The organism is Aurantimonas coralicida DSM 14790 (assembly GCF_000421645.1).
Taxonomy (GTDB): Bacteria; Pseudomonadota; Alphaproteobacteria; order Rhizobiales; family Rhizobiaceae; genus Aurantimonas; species Aurantimonas coralicida.
Genome location: NZ_ATXK01000001.1, coordinates 170,050 through 189,605, shown reverse-complemented (window position 1 = coordinate 189,605; position 19,556 = coordinate 170,050). Strand labels below are relative to the sequence as shown.

Genomic DNA, 19,556 nt, shown 5'->3' with positions numbered 1-19,556 from the left:
TCATGGCGCACTGGCGCTGACGTTCAGCGCTTCAGGAACGCCGCCGCATTCTCGAACACGTCGTGAAACATCGCTTCGGTCAGCCGGCCGGTATTCGTGTTGTAGCGCGAGCAGTGATAGCTCGAGAACACCGCTATGCCGCCGACCATGTGATGGGCATTGTGCCCGAAGGGGGCCGCCGAGGGGCGTTCGCCCAGCGCGCGGACCGTCGAGTCATGGGCGATGCGGCCCAAGGTCACGACCGCCGCGAGCTTGGGGAAGGTCGCCATCCGACCGGAGAAGAACTGCCGGCAGGTGTTGATCTCGGCACCCACGGGCTTGTTCTGGGGCGGCACGCAACGCACGGCGTTGACGATCGCCGTGTCGATCAGTTCGAGCCCGTCATCGGTGCGGGCGGCGAAGCGGTCATTGGCAAAGCCGTAGCGCGCCAGCGTCGCGTAGAGCAGGTCGCCGGCATAGTCGCCGGTGAATGGCCGGCCGGTGCGATTGGCACCGCGCAGCCCCGGCGCCAGACCGGCGATCAGCAGCCGCACCGCGCCAGCCCCCTTGGGCGGTAGCAGGGTCGGTACCGGGGCATTGTGCCAGTCGGGCTCCTTTGCCCGCCATTCCTCGCGGAATGCGACGAGCCGCGGGCAGAGCGGGCAATCGCGGGAGGGCTCCGCCGGCAGGTTTTCGGGCGCGGGCGTTGAACTCATTTTTCGATCCGGAGCGTCGACGGACGGCGCGGCGCGATGGTGGCGCTCAATAGTCGTCGTCCTCTTCGACGGCCGCGGCGGCTTCCTCGGCCTCGATGCGGCGGGCGATCCGCGCCTCTCGCTCGGCCGGGTCGCGGCCGATCTCGGCCTTCAGGTTCGCCAACTCGATGAAATGGTCGGCCTGGCGCCGCAGGTCGTCGGAGATCATCGGCGGCGAACTGGTCAGGGTGGAGACGACCGACACCTTGCGCCCCTTGCGCTGCAGGGCCGCGACCAGCGAGCGGAAGTCGCCGTCGCCAGAGAACAGGACGAAATGGTCGACGGTGTCGACCAGCTCCATCGCGTCGACGGCGAGCTCGATGTCCATGTTGCCCTTGATCCGGCGCCGGCCGCTCGCATCGGTGAACTCCCGGGCCGGCTTGGTGACGACGCGGTAGCCATTGTAGTCCAGCCAGTCGATCAGCGGCCGGATCGAGGAGTATTCGTTGTCCTCGACGAGGGCGGTGTAATAATAGGCGCGCAGGAGATAGCCGCGGGCCTCGAAGCTGCGCAGCATCTTCTTGTAGTCGATGTCGAAGCCCAGCCCGCGCGAGGCGGCATAGAGATTGGCCCCGTCGATGAAGAGAGCGATCTTTTCGCGTTGATCGAACATGGATGGCTGCTTTCTCGCATGAGGGAGGGCACGCATCCGCAGGCTCGACAGGATGAGCGCAGGCGGCACGAGGGTCTGCGGGCCGGCCGTTTCAGGCCGGCGCCGTCGCCGGTCGGCGACAGCCGGTCAGTTGCGCTTCGCTTATTCTGGCCGCCGCGGCGCTGTCAACGAGGGCAGGGGATAGCGCAGCGTCCGACCCTTGCCGTACGCCCACAAACGGTATATGCGACGCGTTCATCTCTTCGAATTTCAGATACTCAGGAGACAGGCATGGCCCGCGTCACCGTAGAAGATTGCGTCGATAAGGTCGACAATCGGTTCGAGCTGGTCCTGCTCGCCAGCCATCGCGCCCGGCAGATCTCCCAGGGTCAGCCGATCACCATCGATCGCGACAACGACAAGAACCCGGTGGTCGCGCTGCGCGAGATCGCCGACGAGACCCTGTCGCCCGGCGATCTCAAGGAAGACCTGATCCACTCGCTGCAGAAGCATGTCGAGGTCGACGAGCCGGAGCCGGCACCGCAGCCCGCCTCGGCCCCGGCCGAGACCCGCAGCATCGCGGCCACCGCCGAGGCCGGCGACGACGAGCCGGTTTCCTTCGACCGGATGTCCGAGGAAGAGCTCCTCTCCGGCATCGAGGGCCTGGTCCCGCCGGAAAAGACCGACGATTATTAAGCTTTTGGGAATGCCGGCACTTTCGGTCGGCGGCCTCACAGTCTTATATTGAGGGGCGTGCCGTCGTTGACGGCGCGCCCCTTTCTCTTTGCGGACCCGATCCCCAATCCCATGATGCGGCAATATGAACTCGTCGAGAAGGTGGCGGCCTACAAGCCCGATCTCGATGAAGCGCTCCTCAACCGAGCCTATGTCTACGCCATGCAGAAGCATGGCGCGCAGAAGCGTGCGAGCGGCGATCCGTATTTCTCGCATCCGCTGGAGGTCGCGGCGATCCTCACCGACATGCATCTCGACGAGGCGACCGTCGCCGTCGCGCTGCTGCACGACACGATCGAGGACACCGACGCCACCCGCAAGGAGATCGACCAGCATTTCGGCCCCAAGATCGGCCAGCTCGTCGAGGGCCTGACCAAGCTCAAGCGCCTCGACCTCGTCTCCAAGAAGGCGGCGCAGGCGGAGAACCTGCGCAAGCTGCTCCTGGCCATCGCCGACGACATCCGGGTCCTCCTGGTCAAGCTGGCCGACCGCCTGCACAACATGCGCACCCTCGGCCACATGGCGCCGGAAAAGCGGGCCCGCATCTCGCAGGAGACCATGGACATCTATGCGCCGCTGGCCGGGCGCATGGGCATGCACGACATGCGCGAGGAGCTCGAGGACCTGGCGTTCCGGCATGTCAATCTGGAAGCCTACGAGACGATCTCGGCGCGCCTCGAAGAGCTGAACCAGCGCCATGCGTCGCGGATCGCCAGCATCGAGACGGACCTGACCGACCGCCTGCGCGAGAACGGCATCGTCGCCACGGTCAGCGGCCGGCAGAAGAAACCCTATTCGGTGTTCTCCAAGATGCAGCGCAAGGCGCTGTCGCTGGAGCAGCTCTCCGACATCTTCGGCTTCCGGGTGATCGTGGAGACCGAGGAGGAGTGCTACCGCACGCTGGGCATCGTCCACCGCAGCTGGGCGATGGTGCCGGGCCGGTTCAAGGACTACATCTCGACCCCGAAGCAGAACGACTACCGCTCGATCCACACCACCATCGTCGGTCCGTCGCGCCAGCGCGTCGAACTGCAGATCCGCACCCGCCGGATGCACGAGGTCGCCGAATACGGCGTCGCCGCCCACACGCTCTACAAGGACATGGAGGGCGACGGCGACCAGCGCGTCCACCTCTCCAAGGATTCCAACGCCTATGGCTGGCTGCGGCGCACCATCGAGCTTCTGGCCGAGGGCGACAATCCCGAGGAGTTCCTGGAGCACACCAAGCTCGAGCTCTTCCAGGACCAGGTCTTCTGCTTCACGCCGAAGGGCCGGCTGATCGCGCTGCCGCGCGGCGCGACGCCCATCGATTTCGCCTATGCGGTGCATACCGATGTCGGCGACAGCTGCGTCGGCGCCAAGATCGACGGCCGGATCATGCCGGTGGTCACCGAATTGTCGAATGGCGACGAGGTCGAGATCATCCGGGCCAAGGGCGCGACGCCGCCCCAGGCCTGGGAGAACCTGGCGGTCACCGGCAAGGCGCGCTCGGCGATCCGCCGGGCCAACCGCGCCGCCATCCGCCGGCAATATTCCGGCCTTGGCCAGCAGATCCTCGAACGCACCTTCGCCCGCTCGGGCAAGACCTTCTCGCGCGACGCGCTGAAGCCGCTTCTGGCCAAGCTCGGCCAGCGCGAGGTCGAGGACGCGCTGGCGGCGGTGGGCCGCGGCGAGCTGAACTCGGCGGACGTCGTGCGGGCGGCCTATCCGGATTTCCAGGACAGCCGCGTCACCCGCAAGTCACCGCACCGGGAAGAGGACGGCTGGGTCAACCTACGCACCGCCGCCGGCATGATCTTCCGGGTGCCCGGCCGCTCCAAGAAGTCGAAGAAGGGCGGCAAGGCGATCCCCATCCGCGGCGCCGGCGACGACATGCCGGTGAGCTTCGGCCCGGACGGCGCGGTGCCGGGCGACCGCATCGTCGGCATCATCGAGCCGGGCAAGGGGATCACCATCTATCCGATCCAGTCGCCGGCGCTGATCGCCTTCGACGACGAGCCGGACCGCTGGATCGACGTGCGCTGGGACATCGACGAGGCGATGAACGAGCGCTTTCCGGCCCGCATCATGATCTCGGCGATCAACGAGCCGGGCTCGCTGGCCGAGATCGCCGAGACGGTCGCCGCCAACGACGCCAACATCCACAATCTGACGATGGTCAACACGGCGCCGGACTTCACCAAGATGGTGTTGGAGCTGGAAGTCTGGGACGTCCAGCACCTGACCCAGACCCTGCGTCAGCTCCGCGCCAAGCCCTGCGTCTCGGAAGTCGTGCGGGTCAACGGTTGAGCCTGACGGCCAGCCAGCGTATCGAACCGCTGCAACAGCAGCCGAGGAGACCCGTTCATGACCAGTGAGGAAGTGCTCGCGATATTCCGCGAGGCCGGCGCCTATCTGGAAGGCCACTTCATCCTGACCTCGGGGCTGCGCAGTCCGGTCTTCCTGCAGAAGGCCCGGGTGTTCATGCATCCGCATCTGACCGAGCGGCTGTGCAAGGCGCTGGCCGAGCGTATTCGGGAAGAGGTGTCGCCGGCGCCGGACTATGTCGTCGGCCCGGCCATCGGCGGGCTCATCCCGGCCTATGAGACCTCCCGCCATCTCGGCGCGCCGGCGATCTGGGTAGAGCGCGAGAACGGCGTGTTCCGGCTGCGGAGATTCGAGATCTCTCCCGGCGACCGCGTGGTCATCGTCGAGGACATCGTCACCACGGGCCTGTCGATCCGCGAGACCGTGAAATGCCTGCGCGGGCTGGGCGCCGAGGTGCTGGCGGCGGCCTGCATCATCGACCGCTCGGCCGGCAAGGTCGATGTCGGCGTGCCGCTGATCGCGCTGGCCGAATACGAGGTGCCGGCCTATCCGGCCGACGCCCTGCCGCCGGAACTGGCCGCAATTCCGCCGGTCAAGCCGGGTAGCCGCAACCTGTAGCCGACCGGGCGGGACCATCGCCAGCGACAGTGCGGCCTTTCCGCACCGGGCGCAGGCAAGACTGATCGCCGCGATCTGACGCGGATTGGGGAATGCGACCGGAATGTTGTTCAGGCGGCGCCAGCCGGAGAATCTAGCAGCGCGGATCCGCACGATCCTGTGGCCGCGCCGCTCGTTCCGCCGCTCCTTCCGCTATCTGCGCAAGCGGGTGCTGCGGCTGAACGCGACGCCGCATGCCATCGCGGCCGGGGTGGCGGCAGGTGTCGCCTCCTCGTTCACGCCCTTCATCGGCTTCCACTTCCTGCTGGCCTTCGCCATCGCCTATGTCATCGCCGGCAACATGGCAGCCGCGGCGCTGGGCACGGCGGCCGGCAATCCGCTGACCTTCCCGCTGATCTGGGGCATCACCTACGAAACCGGCCAGTTCATGCTGCATGCGCCGCCGGTGCACGAGAAATCGCCCGAAGGGCTGGGTACGGCCCTCGGCCACATGGATTTCATCGCCATCTGGGATCCGGTGGTGAAGCCGATGCTGGTCGGCTGCCTGCCGCTGGGCCTGATCGCCGGGCTGGCCAGCTACGCGCTGGTGTTCTTCACGGCGCGCAGCTTCCAGCGGCGCCGCGCCCGACAGATCATCGCCGGACGGCCGCCGCGCGGTCTGCGCGACCCGGATGCCGCGGGTGGCGACGCCGGACGGGCGGCCTGACAGGCCGCCGCGACGAGGGCGACGGGGCGCGCGTTTGGGCGGCGCGAAGTTTGACGCAGAGCGGATTGCTCCTGTCGGAGCGAGCCGGTAGAAGGCGCGGGCGGCTTTGCCGCGCTGCGATGGGGCGACGAAAGGCGAAGCATGGTCGAGAAGGCCGAACGTAGGGAATCCGGGGGGATCGGCGAGACCCTCAAGGTGATCGTGCAGGCGCTCCTGCTCGCCCTCGTCATCCGCACGTTCCTGTTCCAGCCGTTCTCGATTCCGTCGGGTTCGATGATGCCGACGCTGCTCGTGGGCGACTATCTCTTCGTGTCGAAATGGAGCTACGGCTTCTCGCAATATTCGATGCCGCTGTCGCCGCCGCTGTTCGACGGCCGGGTCATGGCCTCGCAGCCCGATCGCGGCGACGTGGTGGTGTTCCGCAAGCCGCGCGAGGAAGACGTCGACTACATCAAGCGGCTGGTCGGCCTGCCGGGCGACCGCATCCAGGTGGTCGACGGCGTCCTGTCGATCAACGGCAAACCGGTCGAACGCGAGAAGGTCGAGGACTTCGTCGCCGAGGACGGCACGCCGGTGCCGCGCTTCCGCGAGACGCTGCCGAACGGCGTCAGCTACATGACGCTCGATCTCAGCCCGAATTCGGCTGGCGACAACACCCGCGAATTCGTGGTGCCCGAGGGGCATTACTTCATGATGGGCGACAATCGCGACAACTCGCTCGATAGCCGCTTCGACGTCGGCTACGTGCCGTTCGAGAACCTCGTCGGCAAGGCCCAGGTGATCTTCTTCTCGGTGGAGGGCGACGTGTCCCCGCTGGAAATCTGGAAATGGCCGACCGACCTGCGGCCGGGCCGCATCCTGACATGGCTCGGCTGAAGGCGGACAAGCCGCTCGAGGAGCTCGAACGCCGGATCGGCATCACGTTCCATGAAAAGGCGCGGTTCGAGCGGGCGCTGACGCATTCGAGCCTGCGCTCCAGCAAGGGCGGCAAGGGCGAGGGCGAACGCAGCTACGAGCGGCTGGAGTTTCTCGGCGACCGGGTGCTCGGCCTGGTCGTCGCCGAAAAGCTGTTCGACATGTTTCCCGGTGCCGACGAGGGCGAGCTGTCGCTGCGGCTGAATTCGCTGGTCAGCGCCGATACCTGCGCCGAGATCGCCGACGAGCTGGGCCTCTACGAGTTCGTCCGCCATGGCGGCGACCTGAAGAAGCTGAAGAGCGATCGCACCAAGAGCATTCGCGCCGATCTGGTGGAATCGCTGATCGCGGCTATCTATCTGGGTGAGGGGCTCGATACGGCGCGCGACTTCATCGTGCGTTACTGGGGCGGGCGGCTTGGCAAGAGTGTCGCCGCACGCCGCGATGCCAAGACGGCGCTGCAGGAATGGGCGCATACGCGCGGGCCCGTGACGCCGCAATACGAGATCGTCGAGCGCTCCGGCCCCGACCATGATCCACTGTTCACCGTGCGGGTCTCGATCCCGGACGTTGCTCCCGCGGACGGGCAGGGCCGGTCCCGCCGCATTGCCGAACAGGAGGCCGCCACGGCGGTGCTCATTCGCGAATCCGTCTGGAAGGACGACAATTGACCGAAGACGACAACACGACCGGCAACGAGACGACCGAGGCGAGCGCCGCGCCTGCCGCAGAAGGACCGACGCGCTCGGGCTTCGTGGCGCTGCTGGGCGCCCCCAACGCCGGCAAGTCGACGCTGGTCAACCAGCTCGTCGGCACCAAGGTGTCGATCGTCACCCACAAGGTGCAGACCACCCGGGCCCTCGTGCGCGGCATCGCCATGCGCGATCGCACGCAGATCGTTTTCGTCGACACGCCGGGCGTCTTCGCGCCGAAGCGCCGGCTCGACCGGGCGATGGTGCGCACCGCATGGAGCGGCGCCCGCGACGCCGACATCGTGCTGGCGATCATCGACGCCGACCGCGGCATCAACGAGGAGGTCGAGACCATTCTCGAACGCCTCAAGGATGTGAAGCAGCCCAAGGTCCTGCTGCTCAACAAGGTCGACCAGATGCGCCGCGACCGGCTGCTCGGCCTGACCCAGCAGATCACCGAGCGCGGCGTCGCCTTCGACGAGATTTTCATGATCTCGGCGCTGAACGGCTCGGGCTGCGGCGACCTGATGGACTATCTGGCCAAGGCGTTGCCGGAAGGGCCCTGGTACTACCCCGAAGACCAGATCACCGACCTGCCGCTGCGCCAGCTCGCCGCCGAGATCACCCGCGAGAAGCTGTATCTGCGCCTGCACCAGGAGCTGCCCTACAGCTCGCATGTCGAGACCGAGCTGTGGGAGACGCGCCAGGACGGTTCGGTGCGGATCGAGCAGACCATCTATGTCGAGCGGGACAGCCAGAAACGCATTGTGATCGGCCACAATGGCGAGACCATCAAGGCGATCGGTTCGGCGGCCCGCAAGGAGATCACCGAAGCGGCCGACCAGAAGGTGCATCTGTTCCTGTTCGTGAAGGTGCGCGGCAATTGGGGCGACGATCCCGAGCGCTATCGCGAGATGGGGCTGGACTATTCCAGCTGACCGCCTGCGGCCGCTCCTGCCGTCGCGGCGGACCGGTCCGAAGTGCGCTGCGGCGCTGATGTGACATGGAATGGCGTGAGGAAGCGATCGTGCTCGGCGTGCGGCGCCTCGGCGAGACCAGTGTCGTCGCCGAGGTGATGACGCGTGCGCGGGGCCGGCATCTCGGCCTCGTGCGGGGCGGGCGCTCGCGCAAGCAGCAGCCGGTGCTGCAGCCGGGCAATTCCGTCGCCGTCCACTGGCGCGCCCGGCTCGACGAGCATATGGGCGCCTTCGTTCTGGAACCGCTGGAACTGCGCGCCGCCCGGCTGATGGAATCCGGCGTCGGGTTGAACGGCGTGCAACTCGTCGCGGCGCATCTGCGGCTTCTGGCCGAGCGCGATCCCCATGCGCGGCTCTATGACGGGCTGCAGATCATCGTCGATCATCTCGACCGGCCCGAACTCGTCGCCGAACTGATGCTGCGCTTCGAGATCGCGCTCCTGGAGGAGCTGGGCTTCGGCCTCGACCTGGAGCGCTGCGCCGCCACCGGCCAGCGTGACGATCTCGCCTATGTTTCGCCGCGCACCGGCCGGGCGGTCAGCCGCGACGCCGGCGCGCCGTGGCACGACAAGCTGCTGACATTGCCCGCCTTCCTCGCCGATGCCGCCACGGCCAGCGATGCGGAATCGCTGGCGGCGGGGTACCGCCTGACCGGCTATTTCCTTGGCCGCCATGTCTACGAGCCGCGCGGGATCGACGTGCCGGATGCGCGCGCCGGCTTCCTGTCGGCGCTGCGCAAGATCGGAATCGCTGCCTAGTCGCAGTTGGAAGGCTGGCTCAGGCCGGAACCGGCGCCCGCACCACCGGCGCCTCTTGGATCGGCCAGTGGACCAGCGCCGCGACGAGACCCAGCCCGACGCCGAGCCACCACACCGGATCGTAGGAGCCGGCGACGGCATAGAGATAGCCGCCCAGCCAGACGCCGAGGAACGAGCCGATCTGGTGGGACAGGAAGACGAGGCCGCCCAGGAGCCCGAGATAGCGTGTGCCGAACATGATCGCGACGAGGGCGTTGGTCGGCGGCACGGTGGACAGCCACAACAGGCCCATGACCACGGCGAAGACCACCACCGTCAGCGGCGTGATCGGCGTCAGCAGGAAGATCGTCACCGCGATCGACCGGCCGACATAGATCAGCGCCAGGAAATGCGGCTTGGAATAGCGCTGGCCGATGAGGCCCGAGGCGATCGAGCCGATGATGTTGAAGAAGCCGATCAGCGCCAGCGCCGTGACCGCCCAGACCGGGGCGATGGCCTTGTCGGCGAGATAGGCCGGGAAGTGGGCGGTGATGAAGGCGACCTGGAAGCCGCAGACGAAGAAGCCGGTGGTCAAAAGCACGTAGCTCTTCGTCGCGAAAGCCTCGCGCAGCGCCGCACCCATGGTCTGCTCGATCTCCGCCACCAGGCTGGAATGGCCGCGCGTGGTGCGGCTGTTGCCGCGCAGGGCGAAGGCGAAGAGCGGCACCAGCAGCATCATCGCCGACAGGACCAGAAGCGAATCCGACCAGCCGAAACGGTCGATCAGTCCCTGGCTGAGCGGCGCGAAGACGAACATGCCGGCCGAGCCGGCGGCGGTGCCGAGGCCGAAGACGAAGGAGCGCTGCTCGGCCGAGACCCGCCGCGCGAAGGCCGCGAGCACGATGCCGAAGGAGCCGGCGGCGACGCCCAGCCCGACGAGGACGCCCGAACCGATGGTCAGCCAGAGCGGCGTTGACGCGACGGCGGTGATGGCCAGGCCCGCGGCATAGAGGAAGCCGGACAGGACCAGCACCTTGGCGGTGCCGAAGCGATCGGCGATGGCGCCGAACAGCGGCTGGCCGGCGCCCCAGAAGAGGTTCTGGATGGCGATGGCGATGGCGAAATCCTCGCGGCTCCAGCCATTGTCGGTGAGCATCGGGATCTGGAAGAAGCCGATCGCCGAGCGCGGCCCGAAGGTGAGAAGCGCGATCAGGCAGCCGGCGGCAATCGCCAGCCATGGCGTCCGGTCGGCGCTCGCGGTCGTCGTCGTCGCGCTCATCTCGTCATCCCCGCATCGGTTCGCTGCCATTACTAGACCCGGCGCATCGCCCGTGAAACCGCGTTTCCGTGATCGCAGCGATCACCGGCGCTGATCGGTCGCCCACAAGTCCGGTCCCGCAACCGGTTGCGACGGCTTTCGCTCGCGCCCCGCAGACGATAAAAGCCGCGGCCAGACGGTGGGGAGGACTGCGTGCAGGTACATAGCGAGATCGGATCGATGCGGGCGGCGCTGGCGGAATGCCGGGCCCGGGGCGAGAGCGTCGGCGTGGTGCCGACCATGGGCTATCTCCATGCCGGCCATCTGAAGCTCGTAGAGCGGGCCTGCGCCGAGAACGACGTCGTGGTGGTGACGATCTTCGTGAACCCGACCCAGTTCGGGCCGAACGAGGATCTCGACGCCTATCCGCGCGATCTGGAACGCGACCTCGCGCAGCTGGCGGCGTTCGCCGGCGTCCAGGTGTTCGCGCCGACGGTGGCGGAAATGTATCCGCAACCCTTGCAGACATCCGTCGATCTCGCGCCGCTCGGCCAGATCCTGATCGGCGCGGCGCGGCCGGGGCACTTTCGCGGCGTCGCGACGGTGGTCACCAAGCTGTTCAACATCGTCCAGCCGGACCGGGCCTATTTCGGCGAGAAGGACTACCAGCAGCTCACCGTGATCCGCCGCATGGTCGCCGACCTGTCGTCGCCGGTCGCCATCGTCGGCGTGCCGACGGTGCGGGAGGCCGACGGTCTCGCCATGTCGTCGCGCAATGTACGGCTGACGCCTCAGGACCGCGACGCGGCCGTGGTGCTGGCGCGGGCGCTGGACCGGGGCGAGGCGCTGCTGCGGGCCGGTGCCGCCGAGCCGGAGCCGGTGCTGGCGGCCATGCGGGAGATCATCGCCGCCGAGCCGCGCGCCGATCTCGCCTCGCTGGACATTCGCGACGCGGCAAACCTCGATGCGGTGACGGCGATCGACGACCGGCCGGTGGTGATCCTGGTGACCGCCCGCTTCGGCGACGTGCTGCTGATCGACCAGCGCGTCGCAGAGAAAGCGCAAGGGCGTGAAACGGGAGGGCAGGCCGCATGAGCACGCCGGTTCGCACGACCCGCCTAACGGCGCCCGCCATTGCCGGCCGCAAGGGCGCCACCCCCATCGTGGCCCTGACGGCCTATAACGCGACCATGGCGGCTCTGGTCGATCCGCATGTGGATTTCATCCTGGTGGGCGACAGCCTCGCCATGGTCGAGCACGGCATGGCGTCCACCCTCGGCGCCTAGCTGGAACTGATGATCGCCCATGGCCGGGCCGTGGTCTCAGCGACGGAGAAGGCACTGATCGTCGTCGACATGCCCTTCGGCAGCTACGAGGCGAGCCCGCAGGAGGCGTTTCGCGCGGCGGCGACGGTGATGGCGGAGACCGGCTGCGGCGCGATCAAGCTGGAAGGCGGCCAGCACATGGCGCCGACCATCGCCTTCCTCGTCGAGCGCGGCATTCCGGTGATGGCCCATGTCGGCCTGACGCCCCAGGCGGTGAACGCCATGGGCGGGTTTCGCAGCCAGGGCCATGACGACTCCGCGCGCGACCGCATCCTTGCCGACGCGAAGGCGGTCAGTGACGCCGGCGCCTTCGCCGTGGTGCTGGAAGGCATCGTCGAGCCGCTGGCCGAGACGATCACGGCCGAGATCGCGGCGCCCAGCATCGGCATCGGCGCCTCGGCAGCCTGCGACGGCCAGATCCTGGTGCTGGAGGACATGCTCGGCCTGACGCCGCGCGTGCCGCGCTTCGTCAAGCGCTACGGCGCGCTCGGCGAGGCCGCCAGCCAGGCCATCGCGGACTATGCCGATGAGGTGCGCAGCCGCAGCTTCCCGGGCCCCGACCACGTCTACAAGCCGCGGGGCTGACGCCGCCGCTCGTCGATCAGAGCGTCAGCGGCAAGATGAAGGGCGTGCCCGAAAAGGCGTCTTCGCCGCGGCCGATGGCGCGGATGGCGGAAACCATGCGGCCGCCGCGCTGCAGCTTGTCGTCGGCGAGGGCGACGAGGCGCGGATTGGGGGTGGCGGACGGCGCCCGCCTGCGCAGCTCGTTCGCCAGCGCCTCTTCCTGAAGATCCGGATTGATCGACAGCGCCAGGATATAGGCGGCGGCGGTGGAGCGGCTGATGCCGGCCCAGCAATGCACCGCCAGCGGCGTGTCGCGGCGCCAGCGCGTGCCGAAGTCCAGCAACTGGTCGAGATGGTCGACGGTCGGGGCCGTCAGCCCCTCGATCGGCTCGGCGATGTCGTTGAAGCCGAGGAACAGATGCCGGTCCGGCGCGATGCCGGACGGCCGGTCGACCCGCGTGTCGGCGTTGATCAGCGTGACCAGATCCTGGGCGCCATGGCTGGCGACCGTGGCGGGTAGTTCGGCGAGGGACGAGACGACGAGATAGGACATGGGTCCACATATCGCGCCGGGATGCGCCGATGTCACCCCTGCCGCGACGCTTTGGCCGGGGCCCGGTCGCTGGAGCCGGCCGCGCCGGCCAGCGCGGCGTCGAGTTCGGCGAAGCGCCTGAGGAAGGCGGCTTCCGTCGCCGCGGTCGGGACGGGGGCAAAATCCGCGGCATCGAGCAGCGCCGCGCCGGGCTTGCCGAAGAACTGCGCCGCCTCGCGCTCGTCGAAGCCGGCAAGCAGCGTCGCCTCGTGATAGGCCGACAGCCGGTCGGCGGCCTTGATCGCCTTCTCGACGGCGGCGGGCAGCGTCGCCGGCAGGGAGAAGCGCAGATGCAGCGCCGCCTGCAGGCGTTTTTCCACCAGCTTGTAGTCGCCGCCCATGACGCTCTTGAAGGGCGAGATCATGTCGCCGATCACATATTCCGGGCCGTCATGCAGCAGCGCGGCAAGGCGCCAGCGCGGATCGGGCTCGCGGCGCGCGACGATCGCCTCGACGATCAGCGAATGCTGGGCGACGGAAAAGGCGTGATCGCCGCGGGTCTGGCCGTTCCAGCGGGCGACACGCGCCAGGCCATGGGCGACGTCCTCGATCTCGATGTCGAGCGGGGAGGGATCGAGCAGGTCGAGCCGGCGGCCCGACAGCATGCGCTGCCAGACGCGCTGCGGTTTCGCGTCGGTGCGGCTCATGCCTCGCTTCCGGCGGTCTCGCCATCGGCGCCGGCGGGTTCGGGCAGGGCGAAACCGGCCCAGGGCGGGATCGTCGCCGTCACCGGCACGCCGTCGGCCGACAATTCGTCGCCGCGCGACAGGGCGCCGGCCAGCCGGTCGATCCGCAGGAAGCCGAAGCCCTCGGTGCCGTCGGCCGACAGGACGGTGCCGATGGTCTTTCCGCCGGCCTCGATGTTGGAGCCGGGCGTCAAATGCCGTTCGCCGGCCAGCAGCATCAGCCGCCGCCGCGCGGTGCCGCGGTGCTGCATGCGCGAGACGACCTCCTGGCCGACGAAGCAGCCCTTGCGGAAGGACACGCCGCCATTCTGGTCGAACAGCACGTCATGCGGGAAGACGTCGGAGCCGGGATAGTCGGTCTCCGCCTCGGCGATGCCGGCGCGGATGCGGCGCAGGCGGTAATCGTCGGCGGAGGCCTCGGCGAGCCCTTCCGGCGGAGTGCCGTAGAGCCGCGCCATCTCGCCCTCGGGGAAACGGCGATCGGCATGAAGTTCGGCGGCGGTGAGGTCGGGCTCTTCCCACACCGCATGGACCGGCAGGTCGGGCGATTCGATGCCGATCTTGGTGCGCAGGCGGTAGAGGGTCAGGCGCTTCTTCAGATCGGCGGCGGCGCTTGTCGCCACATCGATGCGCAGCCCGTCGGCCTGTTTGCCGATGAGGAATTCGAACAGGATCTTGCCCTGCGGCGTCAGCAGCGCGCAGGGGCGCATCTCGCCTTCGGCCAGACTGTCGAGGTCGGCGGTGACGAGGTTCTGCAGAAAATGATGGGCGGCCTCCCCGGTGACGGCAAGGAGGCTGCGCTCCGGCAGGCGGGCATAGGGCATGGACGGCTCGCTTGTGTGATCCTGCCTGTTTACGTAAGCCGGGCACTCCAGAGGGACAAGCACGGAACGACGCCATGGGAACGAGTGCCAGCAACGCCGCGACCTTCGACACGGTTCTCAAGGGCGGCATCGTCGTCAACCAGGACGGCGCCGGTGAGCGCGACGTCGGTATCGTCGACGGGCGCATCGCCGCGATCGGCACGCTGGACGCGGCATTGGCCGGCGAGGTGATCGACTGCACCGGGCTGCACATCCTGCCCGGCGTCATCGACAGCCAGGTGCATTTCCGCGAGCCGGGCGCCACCCACAAGGAAGACCTGGAGACCGGATCGCGCGCCGCGGTGCTGGGCGGCGTCACCTGCGTCTTCGAGATGCCGAACACCAATCCGCTGACCACCAGCGAGGAAGCGCTCGCCGACAAGGTGGCGCGCGGCCGCCACCGGATGCATTGCGACTTCGCCTTCTGGGTCGGGGGTACCCGCGAGAACGCCGCCGACGTCGCCGAGCTGGAACGGCTGCCGGGCGCGGCCGGCATCAAGGTGTTCATGGGCTCGTCGACCGGCTCGCTGCTGGTCGAGGACGATGACGGCGTGCGCGAGATCCTGCGCCGCACCCGCCGCCGCGCCGCCTTCCATTCCGAGGACGAGTTCCGGCTGCGCGACCGCGCCGACCTGCGGGTCGAGGGCGATCCGGCGTCGCATCCGGTCTGGCGCGACGAGGTGGCGGCGCTGCAATGCACCGAGCGGCTGGTCGGCATTGCCGAGCAGGTGGGCGCGCGCATCCACGTGCTGCACATCTCTACGGCCGAGGAGATCGTCTATCTCGCCGGGCACAAGCGCAACGTTACCTGCGAGGCGACGCCGCATCATCTGACCATGAGTGCCGAGGATTACAGCCGGCTCGGCACCAAGCTGCAAATGAACCCGCCGGTGCGCGACGCACGCCACCGCGACGGCATCTGGCACGGCATCGCGGCCGGCGTCGTCGACGTTCTCGGCTCCGACCATGCGCCGCACACGCTGGAAGAGAAGCTCGCAATCTATCCGAAATCGCCCTCCGGCATGACCGGCGTGCAGACCCTTGTGCCGATCATGCTCGACCATGTCGCCAATGGCCGCCTGTCGCTTGCCCGCTTCGTCGACCTGACTTCGGCCGGCCCGCAGCGGATCTTCGGCCTGTCGCGCAAGGGGCGCATCGCGCTCGGCTACGATGCCGACTTCACCGTCGTCGACCTGAAGCGCGACGCCACCATCACCGACGACTGGATCGGCTCGCGCTCGCAATGGACGCCCTATGACGGCAAGGCGGTCACCGGCTGGCCGGTGGGCACGCTGGTGCGCGGCCGTCGGGCCATGTGGGAGGGCGAGCTTGTCGCGCCGTCGACCGGCGAGCCGGTGGAGTTCGTCGAGACCCTGGCGCCGCTCGGCGGCCGGGGCTGAGGCGGCCAGGGCTGAGGCGGCCGGGGGCCGTCTGTCGTCCCATGGCTTGGCATCCGTCAGCGACTTCCTAAGTCCGCACGGTGCAGACGCCACGGATCAAGGAGACGGCCATGCAGGACGAGGCGAACGGCCCCGCCCCACAATTCGACGAGGAGACGCTGGCGCTGGCCGCCATGGTCTTCCAGGCGGCGCGCGGCGGCGACGCCGTCGCCATGGCCGACTTCCTCGACAAGGGCCTGCCGCCCAATCTGCGCAACGAGAAGGGCGACAGCCTGCTGATGCTGGCGAGCTATCACGGCCATGTCGAACTGACGGAACTGCTGCTGAAACGCGGCGCCGATCCGTCGCTGGTCAACGATCGCGGCCAGACACCGCTGGCCGGCGCCGCCTTCAAGGGCGAGGCGGAGATTGCGCGGCTGCTTCTCGACCATGGCGCCGCCATCAACGGCAGCGGGCCGGACGGGCGCACGCCGCTGATGATGGCGGCGATGTTCAACCGCACCGAGATGGTCGATTATTTCCTGGAGCGCGGCGCCGATCTCGAGGCTCGCGCCGCGGACGGCGTCGACGCGCTGGGCGCGGCCAAGGCGATGGGGGCGCAGGAGACGGCAGCGCAGCTTGAACGGCTGATGGCGGCGAAAGCCGGCTGACCGGCCGGAGACGCTAAAGGCTCAGTCGCCGGCGACGAAGAATTCCAGCCGGCCCTCGGGCGAGATGCCGACCCGGTAGAAATTATAGGCGCCGAATTCGCGCATGTTCCGGTAGTCGCCGGCGGTCACCAGTTCGAACAGCTCGACCAGTTGCGGCTTGGTCAGCGAATCCATCGGCTGCTGGGTGAAATAGGGCCAGACATAGATCTCGTTGTCGGTGTCCGGCTCCATCCGGGCATAGCCCGACTGCAACACTTCCAGGAGGATGGCGAGGATCTCGATCCCTTCGCCGTCGCCGGAGGCCGATTTCAGGAAGGCGATCGGGTCCTCGCCGCCCTGGCCGAAGGACAGGACCGTGCCGTGGTCGCCGCGTTCGATATAGGGCGCCAGCTTCTCGATCTCGCCGCTTCTGGCCACGGCCATCAGCCGGGCCCGCAGGTCGCGGACCGGGCGCGGCAGCCCGGCATCGCCATAGGCGACTTCCGAGGCGAGAGCCGCGCTCGGCGCCCGTTCGGTCTGGTAATTGGTGGTTGCGCCGTCCGGCCTTGCCCGCGCCCCGTCCTGACGCGGGGTGCCGGGGCCGGGACGATCGGTGGCATCGGCCGGCGCCTCGCCGGCGGGCCTCGGTTCACGCCGGCGTTCGGGCCCTTCGGCGGGCGCCGGACGTGTGTCGCCCGGCTCGACCTCGTCTTCCGGCGACAGCGGCACTTCGCCGGCATCGGTGCCTTCGCCCGGTCCCTGCGGCCGGCCGGACTCCGTCTCGCTGGCCGGCGCATCCGTCAGCGGCGGTAGCGGCACCGCGATGATGCCTTCACGTGAGCCGGAGCGGCCCTCGACGGGGTCGATCTGCGACAACGCCAGCGCGTCGCCGGCGACGAGGGTCGCCAGCGCGAAGAGAGCAGTGCTGAGGGCAAGGGTCAGGCGCGTCGGCACGACGGACCTCCGCTGCGTTGGACGATGGGGTGCGGTAAAATATCCGGACCGCGGGGAGGGCAGAGGCTACTGGATGATCCGGTCGGGACGGAATTCACCATATTCGATGCGCTGGCGCAGGGTCTCGACCATTTCGAGGACGTCGTCCTCGCCATGGCGGCGCACCAGCTCGGTGAGGGCGGTGGCAATGGCAGTCTCGGCGAGGATCTCGGCCTCGATGCCGTCGGAAATGCCGTCGGCCCAGGCTTCGTTGTGATACTCGAATGCGACTTGCTTCTTTTCGGCCTGGATCATTTCGTCCAGTTCGGCGCTCTGCAAATCGATCATTCCGATTCCCTCAATTCCAGCCATGCGGCTTCACGTCCCGTTAAGGTCCTAGCACGATCCGGGCGCGAACAGTCTCGCCGTTTTTCCGAACCGTTAATCATCGGTTAATTCCCGTATCTGGCACTGATTTCGCGTGCCAGAGTGACCCCTTCGCCCTGATAGCGGTTCACCGCGACCCGTGCGGCGGGGGTGCATTCGCGATAGGTCGATTCGAACGCCCGGTAGCCGCTGTTGAAGCTGCCGATCAGATAGCGGCGGTCGGCCTCTCCCGGCGCCTGCTCGGCCAGCAGCTCTTCCATCTTCTGGCGCCAGATCGCCGCGTCGGTGTCGCCGCACAGGGTCCGCAGGAAGTGGATGGAGCCGAGGATCGACGCCAGCCGTCCGAGCGGCTTCAGGAATGCTGCCTCGCCCCGCGGCGCTGCAGCTTCCGGCACGGTCTCCGCCGGGGCGCTCTCCTGGGCCAGCGCCCGGTGATCGCCCGCCACGGAACCGGCGAAAGAGACCACCAGTGCGGCCGTCGCGGCTATCATCATTCGACGCATGGCCGATGTTTCGTCCTTCGTTAAGACAATTGCAACGATCGGTCCGATGCCCGGCCGCTTATCTCCCGCGCCTGCGCCTTTCGGGCAACAGGAATCGCACGCCGTTCGTTGCCCCCGGTGTGTCAGTTTTCCGCGCAGGTGGCGAGGACCTTCCGTGCGACATCGTAAAGACCGGGCGTCGTGCGGCCCGCAGCCTCGGCGGCCTCGATGTCGGCGAGGGCCAGCCAGTGCAGCGCCGCCGCATCGTCGGCCGCCGCCAGTTCGCTGCCGGCCATCAGCCGTCCGCCGAAGACCGCGATCACCGCGTGGAAATCCGGATCGATCGCCTCGTGCAGCGTGACGAAGGCGAGATTGTCCGCCACCGCACCGGTCTCCTCGGCCAGTTCGCGCCGCGCGGCGGCCGCGACCGCTTCGCCGAAGCGCAGCTTGCCGCCGGGCAGGCTCAGCTTGCCGGCAAAGGGCGGTCGGCCGCGTTCGACGAGAAGCAGGCGGTCCTCGGCGACGAGGCCGCAGGAGACGCCGAGAAGCGGACGGGGGCTGGTCTCTGGCATGGGCAAGGTCCTCTTCACTCCGCTTGCCGGATCGGCCGCGACCCGCTTGACAGGACGCGGGCGCTGCGGCTCAACAGCCGGCATGTGCGGACGTTTCACTCTCACGGCACCCCCGGACGACGTCGCCGCGCTGCTGGCGCTGGCGGAGCTCGATCCGTTTCCGCCACGCTACAACATCGCGCCGACCCAGCCGATCCTGATCGCCATCGGCGGCCAGCCCGAGCGGCCCGGTGCGAATCTGCCGAACCGCACGGCGCTGATCGTGCGATGGGGCCTGATCCCGTCCTGGGTCAAGGATCTGAAGGCGTTTCCGCTGCTGATCAACGCCCGGGCCGAGACCGCGAGCGAGAAGAACGCCTTTCGCGGCGCCATGCGCTACCGGCGCTGCCTCGTGCCGGCGACCGGCTTCTACGAATGGCGCCGGCAGGGCAAGGCGAAGTCCGAGCCGTATTTCCTGCGTCCGGCGGACGGCCGGCCCTTCGCCTTTGCCGGGCTGATGGAGACCTATCTGGCGCCGGACGGCAGCGAGATCGACACCGCCGCCATCCTGACGACGGCCGCCAATCCCGGCATCGCGCCGATCCACGACCGGATGCCGGTGGTTGTCCTGCCACAGGATCACGACCGCTGGCTGGACTGCCGCACCCACGATCCCGCGTCGGTCGGCGACATACTCACCGCGGCGAACGACGATTTCTTCGAGCCGGTGCGGGTGTCGGACAAGGTCAACAAGGTTGCCAATACCGGCCCCGATATCCAGTTGCCGGTGGAGACCGCGTCCGAGCCGGACGACGGCGCGGCCGATGGCCCGATCCAGCCCTCGCTCTTCTGACATTTCCAACAGGACGATAG

At 68.3% G+C, this 19,556-nt stretch carries 22 protein-coding genes and 1 pseudogene; 13 read left to right on the top strand and 10 right to left on the bottom strand.

All coding sequences use genetic code 11. From position 1 onward, the window contains the following. Positions 1–23: 23 nt before the first annotated feature. Entirely contained in the window at positions 24–695 is a 672-nt protein-coding gene (locus tag H536_RS0100940) for a uracil-DNA glycosylase (protein ID WP_024348683.1), read from the bottom strand. Between the two features lie 46 nt (positions 696–741). Then, entirely contained in the window at positions 742–1,347 is a 606-nt protein-coding gene (locus H536_RS0100935) for a LabA-like NYN domain-containing protein (RefSeq protein ID WP_009208949.1), read from the bottom strand. 270 nt (positions 1,348–1,617) lie between these two features. Between H536_RS0100935 and rpoZ the strand changes: the two genes are divergently transcribed. From rpoZ to recO, 8 genes are all read left to right on the top strand, one after another. Continuing rightward, a complete protein-coding gene (rpoZ, locus tag H536_RS0100930; protein WP_024348682.1) occupies positions 1,618–2,022 on the top strand; it encodes a DNA-directed RNA polymerase subunit omega in 405 nt (134 codons plus the stop codon). Between the two features lie 111 nt (positions 2,023–2,133). After that, the gene (locus H536_RS0100925) at positions 2,134–4,350 is read left to right on the top strand and encodes a RelA/SpoT family protein (protein WP_024348681.1); all 2,217 of its coding nucleotides are present in this window, start codon (positions 2,134–2,136) and stop codon (positions 4,348–4,350) included. Positions 4,351–4,407: 57 nt separating this feature from the next. Further along, positions 4,408–4,986, top strand: a complete 579-nt coding sequence (gene pyrE, locus H536_RS0100920; RefSeq protein WP_024348680.1) for an orotate phosphoribosyltransferase — start codon at positions 4,408–4,410, stop codon at positions 4,984–4,986. 103 nt (positions 4,987–5,089) lie between these two features. Next, positions 5,090–5,692, top strand: a complete 603-nt coding sequence (locus H536_RS0100915) for a DUF2062 domain-containing protein (protein WP_024348679.1) — start codon at positions 5,090–5,092, stop codon at positions 5,690–5,692. Between the two features lie 141 nt (positions 5,693–5,833). Beyond that, positions 5,834–6,568, top strand: coding sequence for a signal peptidase I (gene lepB, locus H536_RS0100910; protein ID WP_024348678.1), 735 nt, complete (start codon positions 5,834–5,836; stop codon positions 6,566–6,568). Continuing rightward, entirely contained in the window at positions 6,556–7,278 is a 723-nt protein-coding gene (gene rnc / locus H536_RS0100905; protein WP_029702499.1) for a ribonuclease III, read from the top strand. Before lepB ends, rnc begins: the two co-directional genes overlap by 13 nt. Continuing rightward, the gene (gene era / locus H536_RS0100900; RefSeq protein WP_024348676.1) at positions 7,275–8,237 is read left to right on the top strand and encodes a GTPase Era; all 963 of its coding nucleotides are present in this window, start codon (positions 7,275–7,277) and stop codon (positions 8,235–8,237) included. The genes rnc and era overlap by 4 nt, the downstream gene beginning before the upstream one ends. A gap of 65 nt (positions 8,238–8,302) precedes the next feature. Further along, positions 8,303–9,034, top strand: coding sequence for a DNA repair protein RecO (recO, locus tag H536_RS0100895; RefSeq protein WP_024348675.1), 732 nt, complete (start codon positions 8,303–8,305; stop codon positions 9,032–9,034). Between the two features lie 19 nt (positions 9,035–9,053). Here recO and H536_RS0100890 read toward each other — a convergent pair whose 3' ends face one another. After that, positions 9,054–10,292, bottom strand: coding sequence for an MFS transporter (locus H536_RS0100890; RefSeq protein WP_024348674.1), 1,239 nt, complete (start codon positions 10,290–10,292; stop codon positions 9,054–9,056). A 192-nt stretch (positions 10,293–10,484) separates the two neighbouring features. On the opposite strand from H536_RS0100890, the gene panC reads away from it, so the two are divergent. Beyond that, on the top strand, positions 10,485–11,366 hold the full coding sequence (panC, locus tag H536_RS0100885; RefSeq protein ID WP_024348673.1) for a pantoate--beta-alanine ligase: 882 nt from the start codon (positions 10,485–10,487) through the stop codon (positions 11,364–11,366). Beyond that, positions 11,363–12,181 (top strand): annotated as a pseudogene (gene panB / locus H536_RS22265) (3-methyl-2-oxobutanoate hydroxymethyltransferase). The gene panC and the pseudogene panB overlap by 4 nt, the downstream one beginning before the upstream one ends. Positions 12,182–12,197: 16 nt before the next feature. Here the strand turns inward: panB and H536_RS0100875 are convergent. The 3 genes from H536_RS0100875 to ygfZ are packed head-to-tail and all read right to left on the bottom strand — an operon-like array spanning position 12,198 to position 14,262. After that, positions 12,198–12,713 carry a tyrosine phosphatase family protein gene (locus H536_RS0100875; RefSeq protein WP_024348672.1) on the bottom strand — a complete coding sequence of 172 codons (516 nt, stop codon included), beginning with the start codon at positions 12,711–12,713 and terminating at the stop codon, positions 12,198–12,200. Positions 12,714–12,745: 32 nt separating this feature from the next. After that, positions 12,746–13,399: a YfbR-like 5'-deoxynucleotidase gene (locus H536_RS0100870; RefSeq protein ID WP_024348671.1), complete on the bottom strand. Its 654-nt coding sequence runs from the start codon at positions 13,397–13,399 to the stop codon at positions 12,746–12,748. Beyond that, complete coding sequence (gene ygfZ / locus H536_RS0100865; RefSeq protein ID WP_024348670.1) at positions 13,396–14,262, bottom strand: CAF17-like 4Fe-4S cluster assembly/insertion protein YgfZ; 867 nt, start codon at positions 14,260–14,262, stop codon at positions 13,396–13,398. The genes H536_RS0100870 and ygfZ overlap by 4 nt, the downstream gene beginning before the upstream one ends. Before the next feature lie 74 nt (positions 14,263–14,336). Between ygfZ and H536_RS0100860 the strand changes: the two genes are divergently transcribed. Both H536_RS0100860 and H536_RS0100855 read left to right on the top strand, forming a co-directional pair. After that, positions 14,337–15,701: a dihydroorotase gene (locus tag H536_RS0100860; protein ID WP_029702497.1), complete on the top strand. Its 1,365-nt coding sequence runs from the start codon at positions 14,337–14,339 to the stop codon at positions 15,699–15,701. A gap of 110 nt (positions 15,702–15,811) precedes the next feature. Next, positions 15,812–16,351: an ankyrin repeat domain-containing protein gene (locus tag H536_RS0100855; protein ID WP_024348668.1), complete on the top strand. Its 540-nt coding sequence runs from the start codon at positions 15,812–15,814 to the stop codon at positions 16,349–16,351. Between the two features lie 21 nt (positions 16,352–16,372). Here H536_RS0100855 and H536_RS23040 read toward each other — a convergent pair whose 3' ends face one another. The 4 genes from H536_RS23040 to H536_RS0100835 form a co-directional block, all read right to left on the bottom strand. After that, positions 16,373–17,284 carry a hypothetical protein gene (locus H536_RS23040; protein WP_024348667.1) on the bottom strand — a complete coding sequence of 304 codons (912 nt, stop codon included), beginning with the start codon at positions 17,282–17,284 and terminating at the stop codon, positions 16,373–16,375. Positions 17,285–17,350: 66 nt separating this feature from the next. Continuing rightward, the gene (locus H536_RS0100845) at positions 17,351–17,611 is read right to left on the bottom strand and encodes a hypothetical protein (protein ID WP_035694394.1); all 261 of its coding nucleotides are present in this window, start codon (positions 17,609–17,611) and stop codon (positions 17,351–17,353) included. Between the two features lie 104 nt (positions 17,612–17,715). Next, the gene (locus H536_RS0100840) at positions 17,716–18,153 is read right to left on the bottom strand and encodes a TIGR02301 family protein (protein ID WP_081651767.1); all 438 of its coding nucleotides are present in this window, start codon (positions 18,151–18,153) and stop codon (positions 17,716–17,718) included. Between the two features lie 122 nt (positions 18,154–18,275). After that, positions 18,276–18,704: an NUDIX domain-containing protein gene (locus H536_RS0100835; RefSeq protein WP_024348664.1), complete on the bottom strand. Its 429-nt coding sequence runs from the start codon at positions 18,702–18,704 to the stop codon at positions 18,276–18,278. Positions 18,705–18,786: 82 nt separating this feature from the next. Here H536_RS0100835 and H536_RS0100830 point away from each other — a divergent pair, with 82 nt between their 5' ends. Continuing rightward, a complete protein-coding gene (locus H536_RS0100830) occupies positions 18,787–19,536 on the top strand; it encodes an SOS response-associated peptidase (protein WP_024348663.1) in 750 nt (249 codons plus the stop codon). The last annotated feature ends 20 nt before the right edge of the window (positions 19,537–19,556 follow it).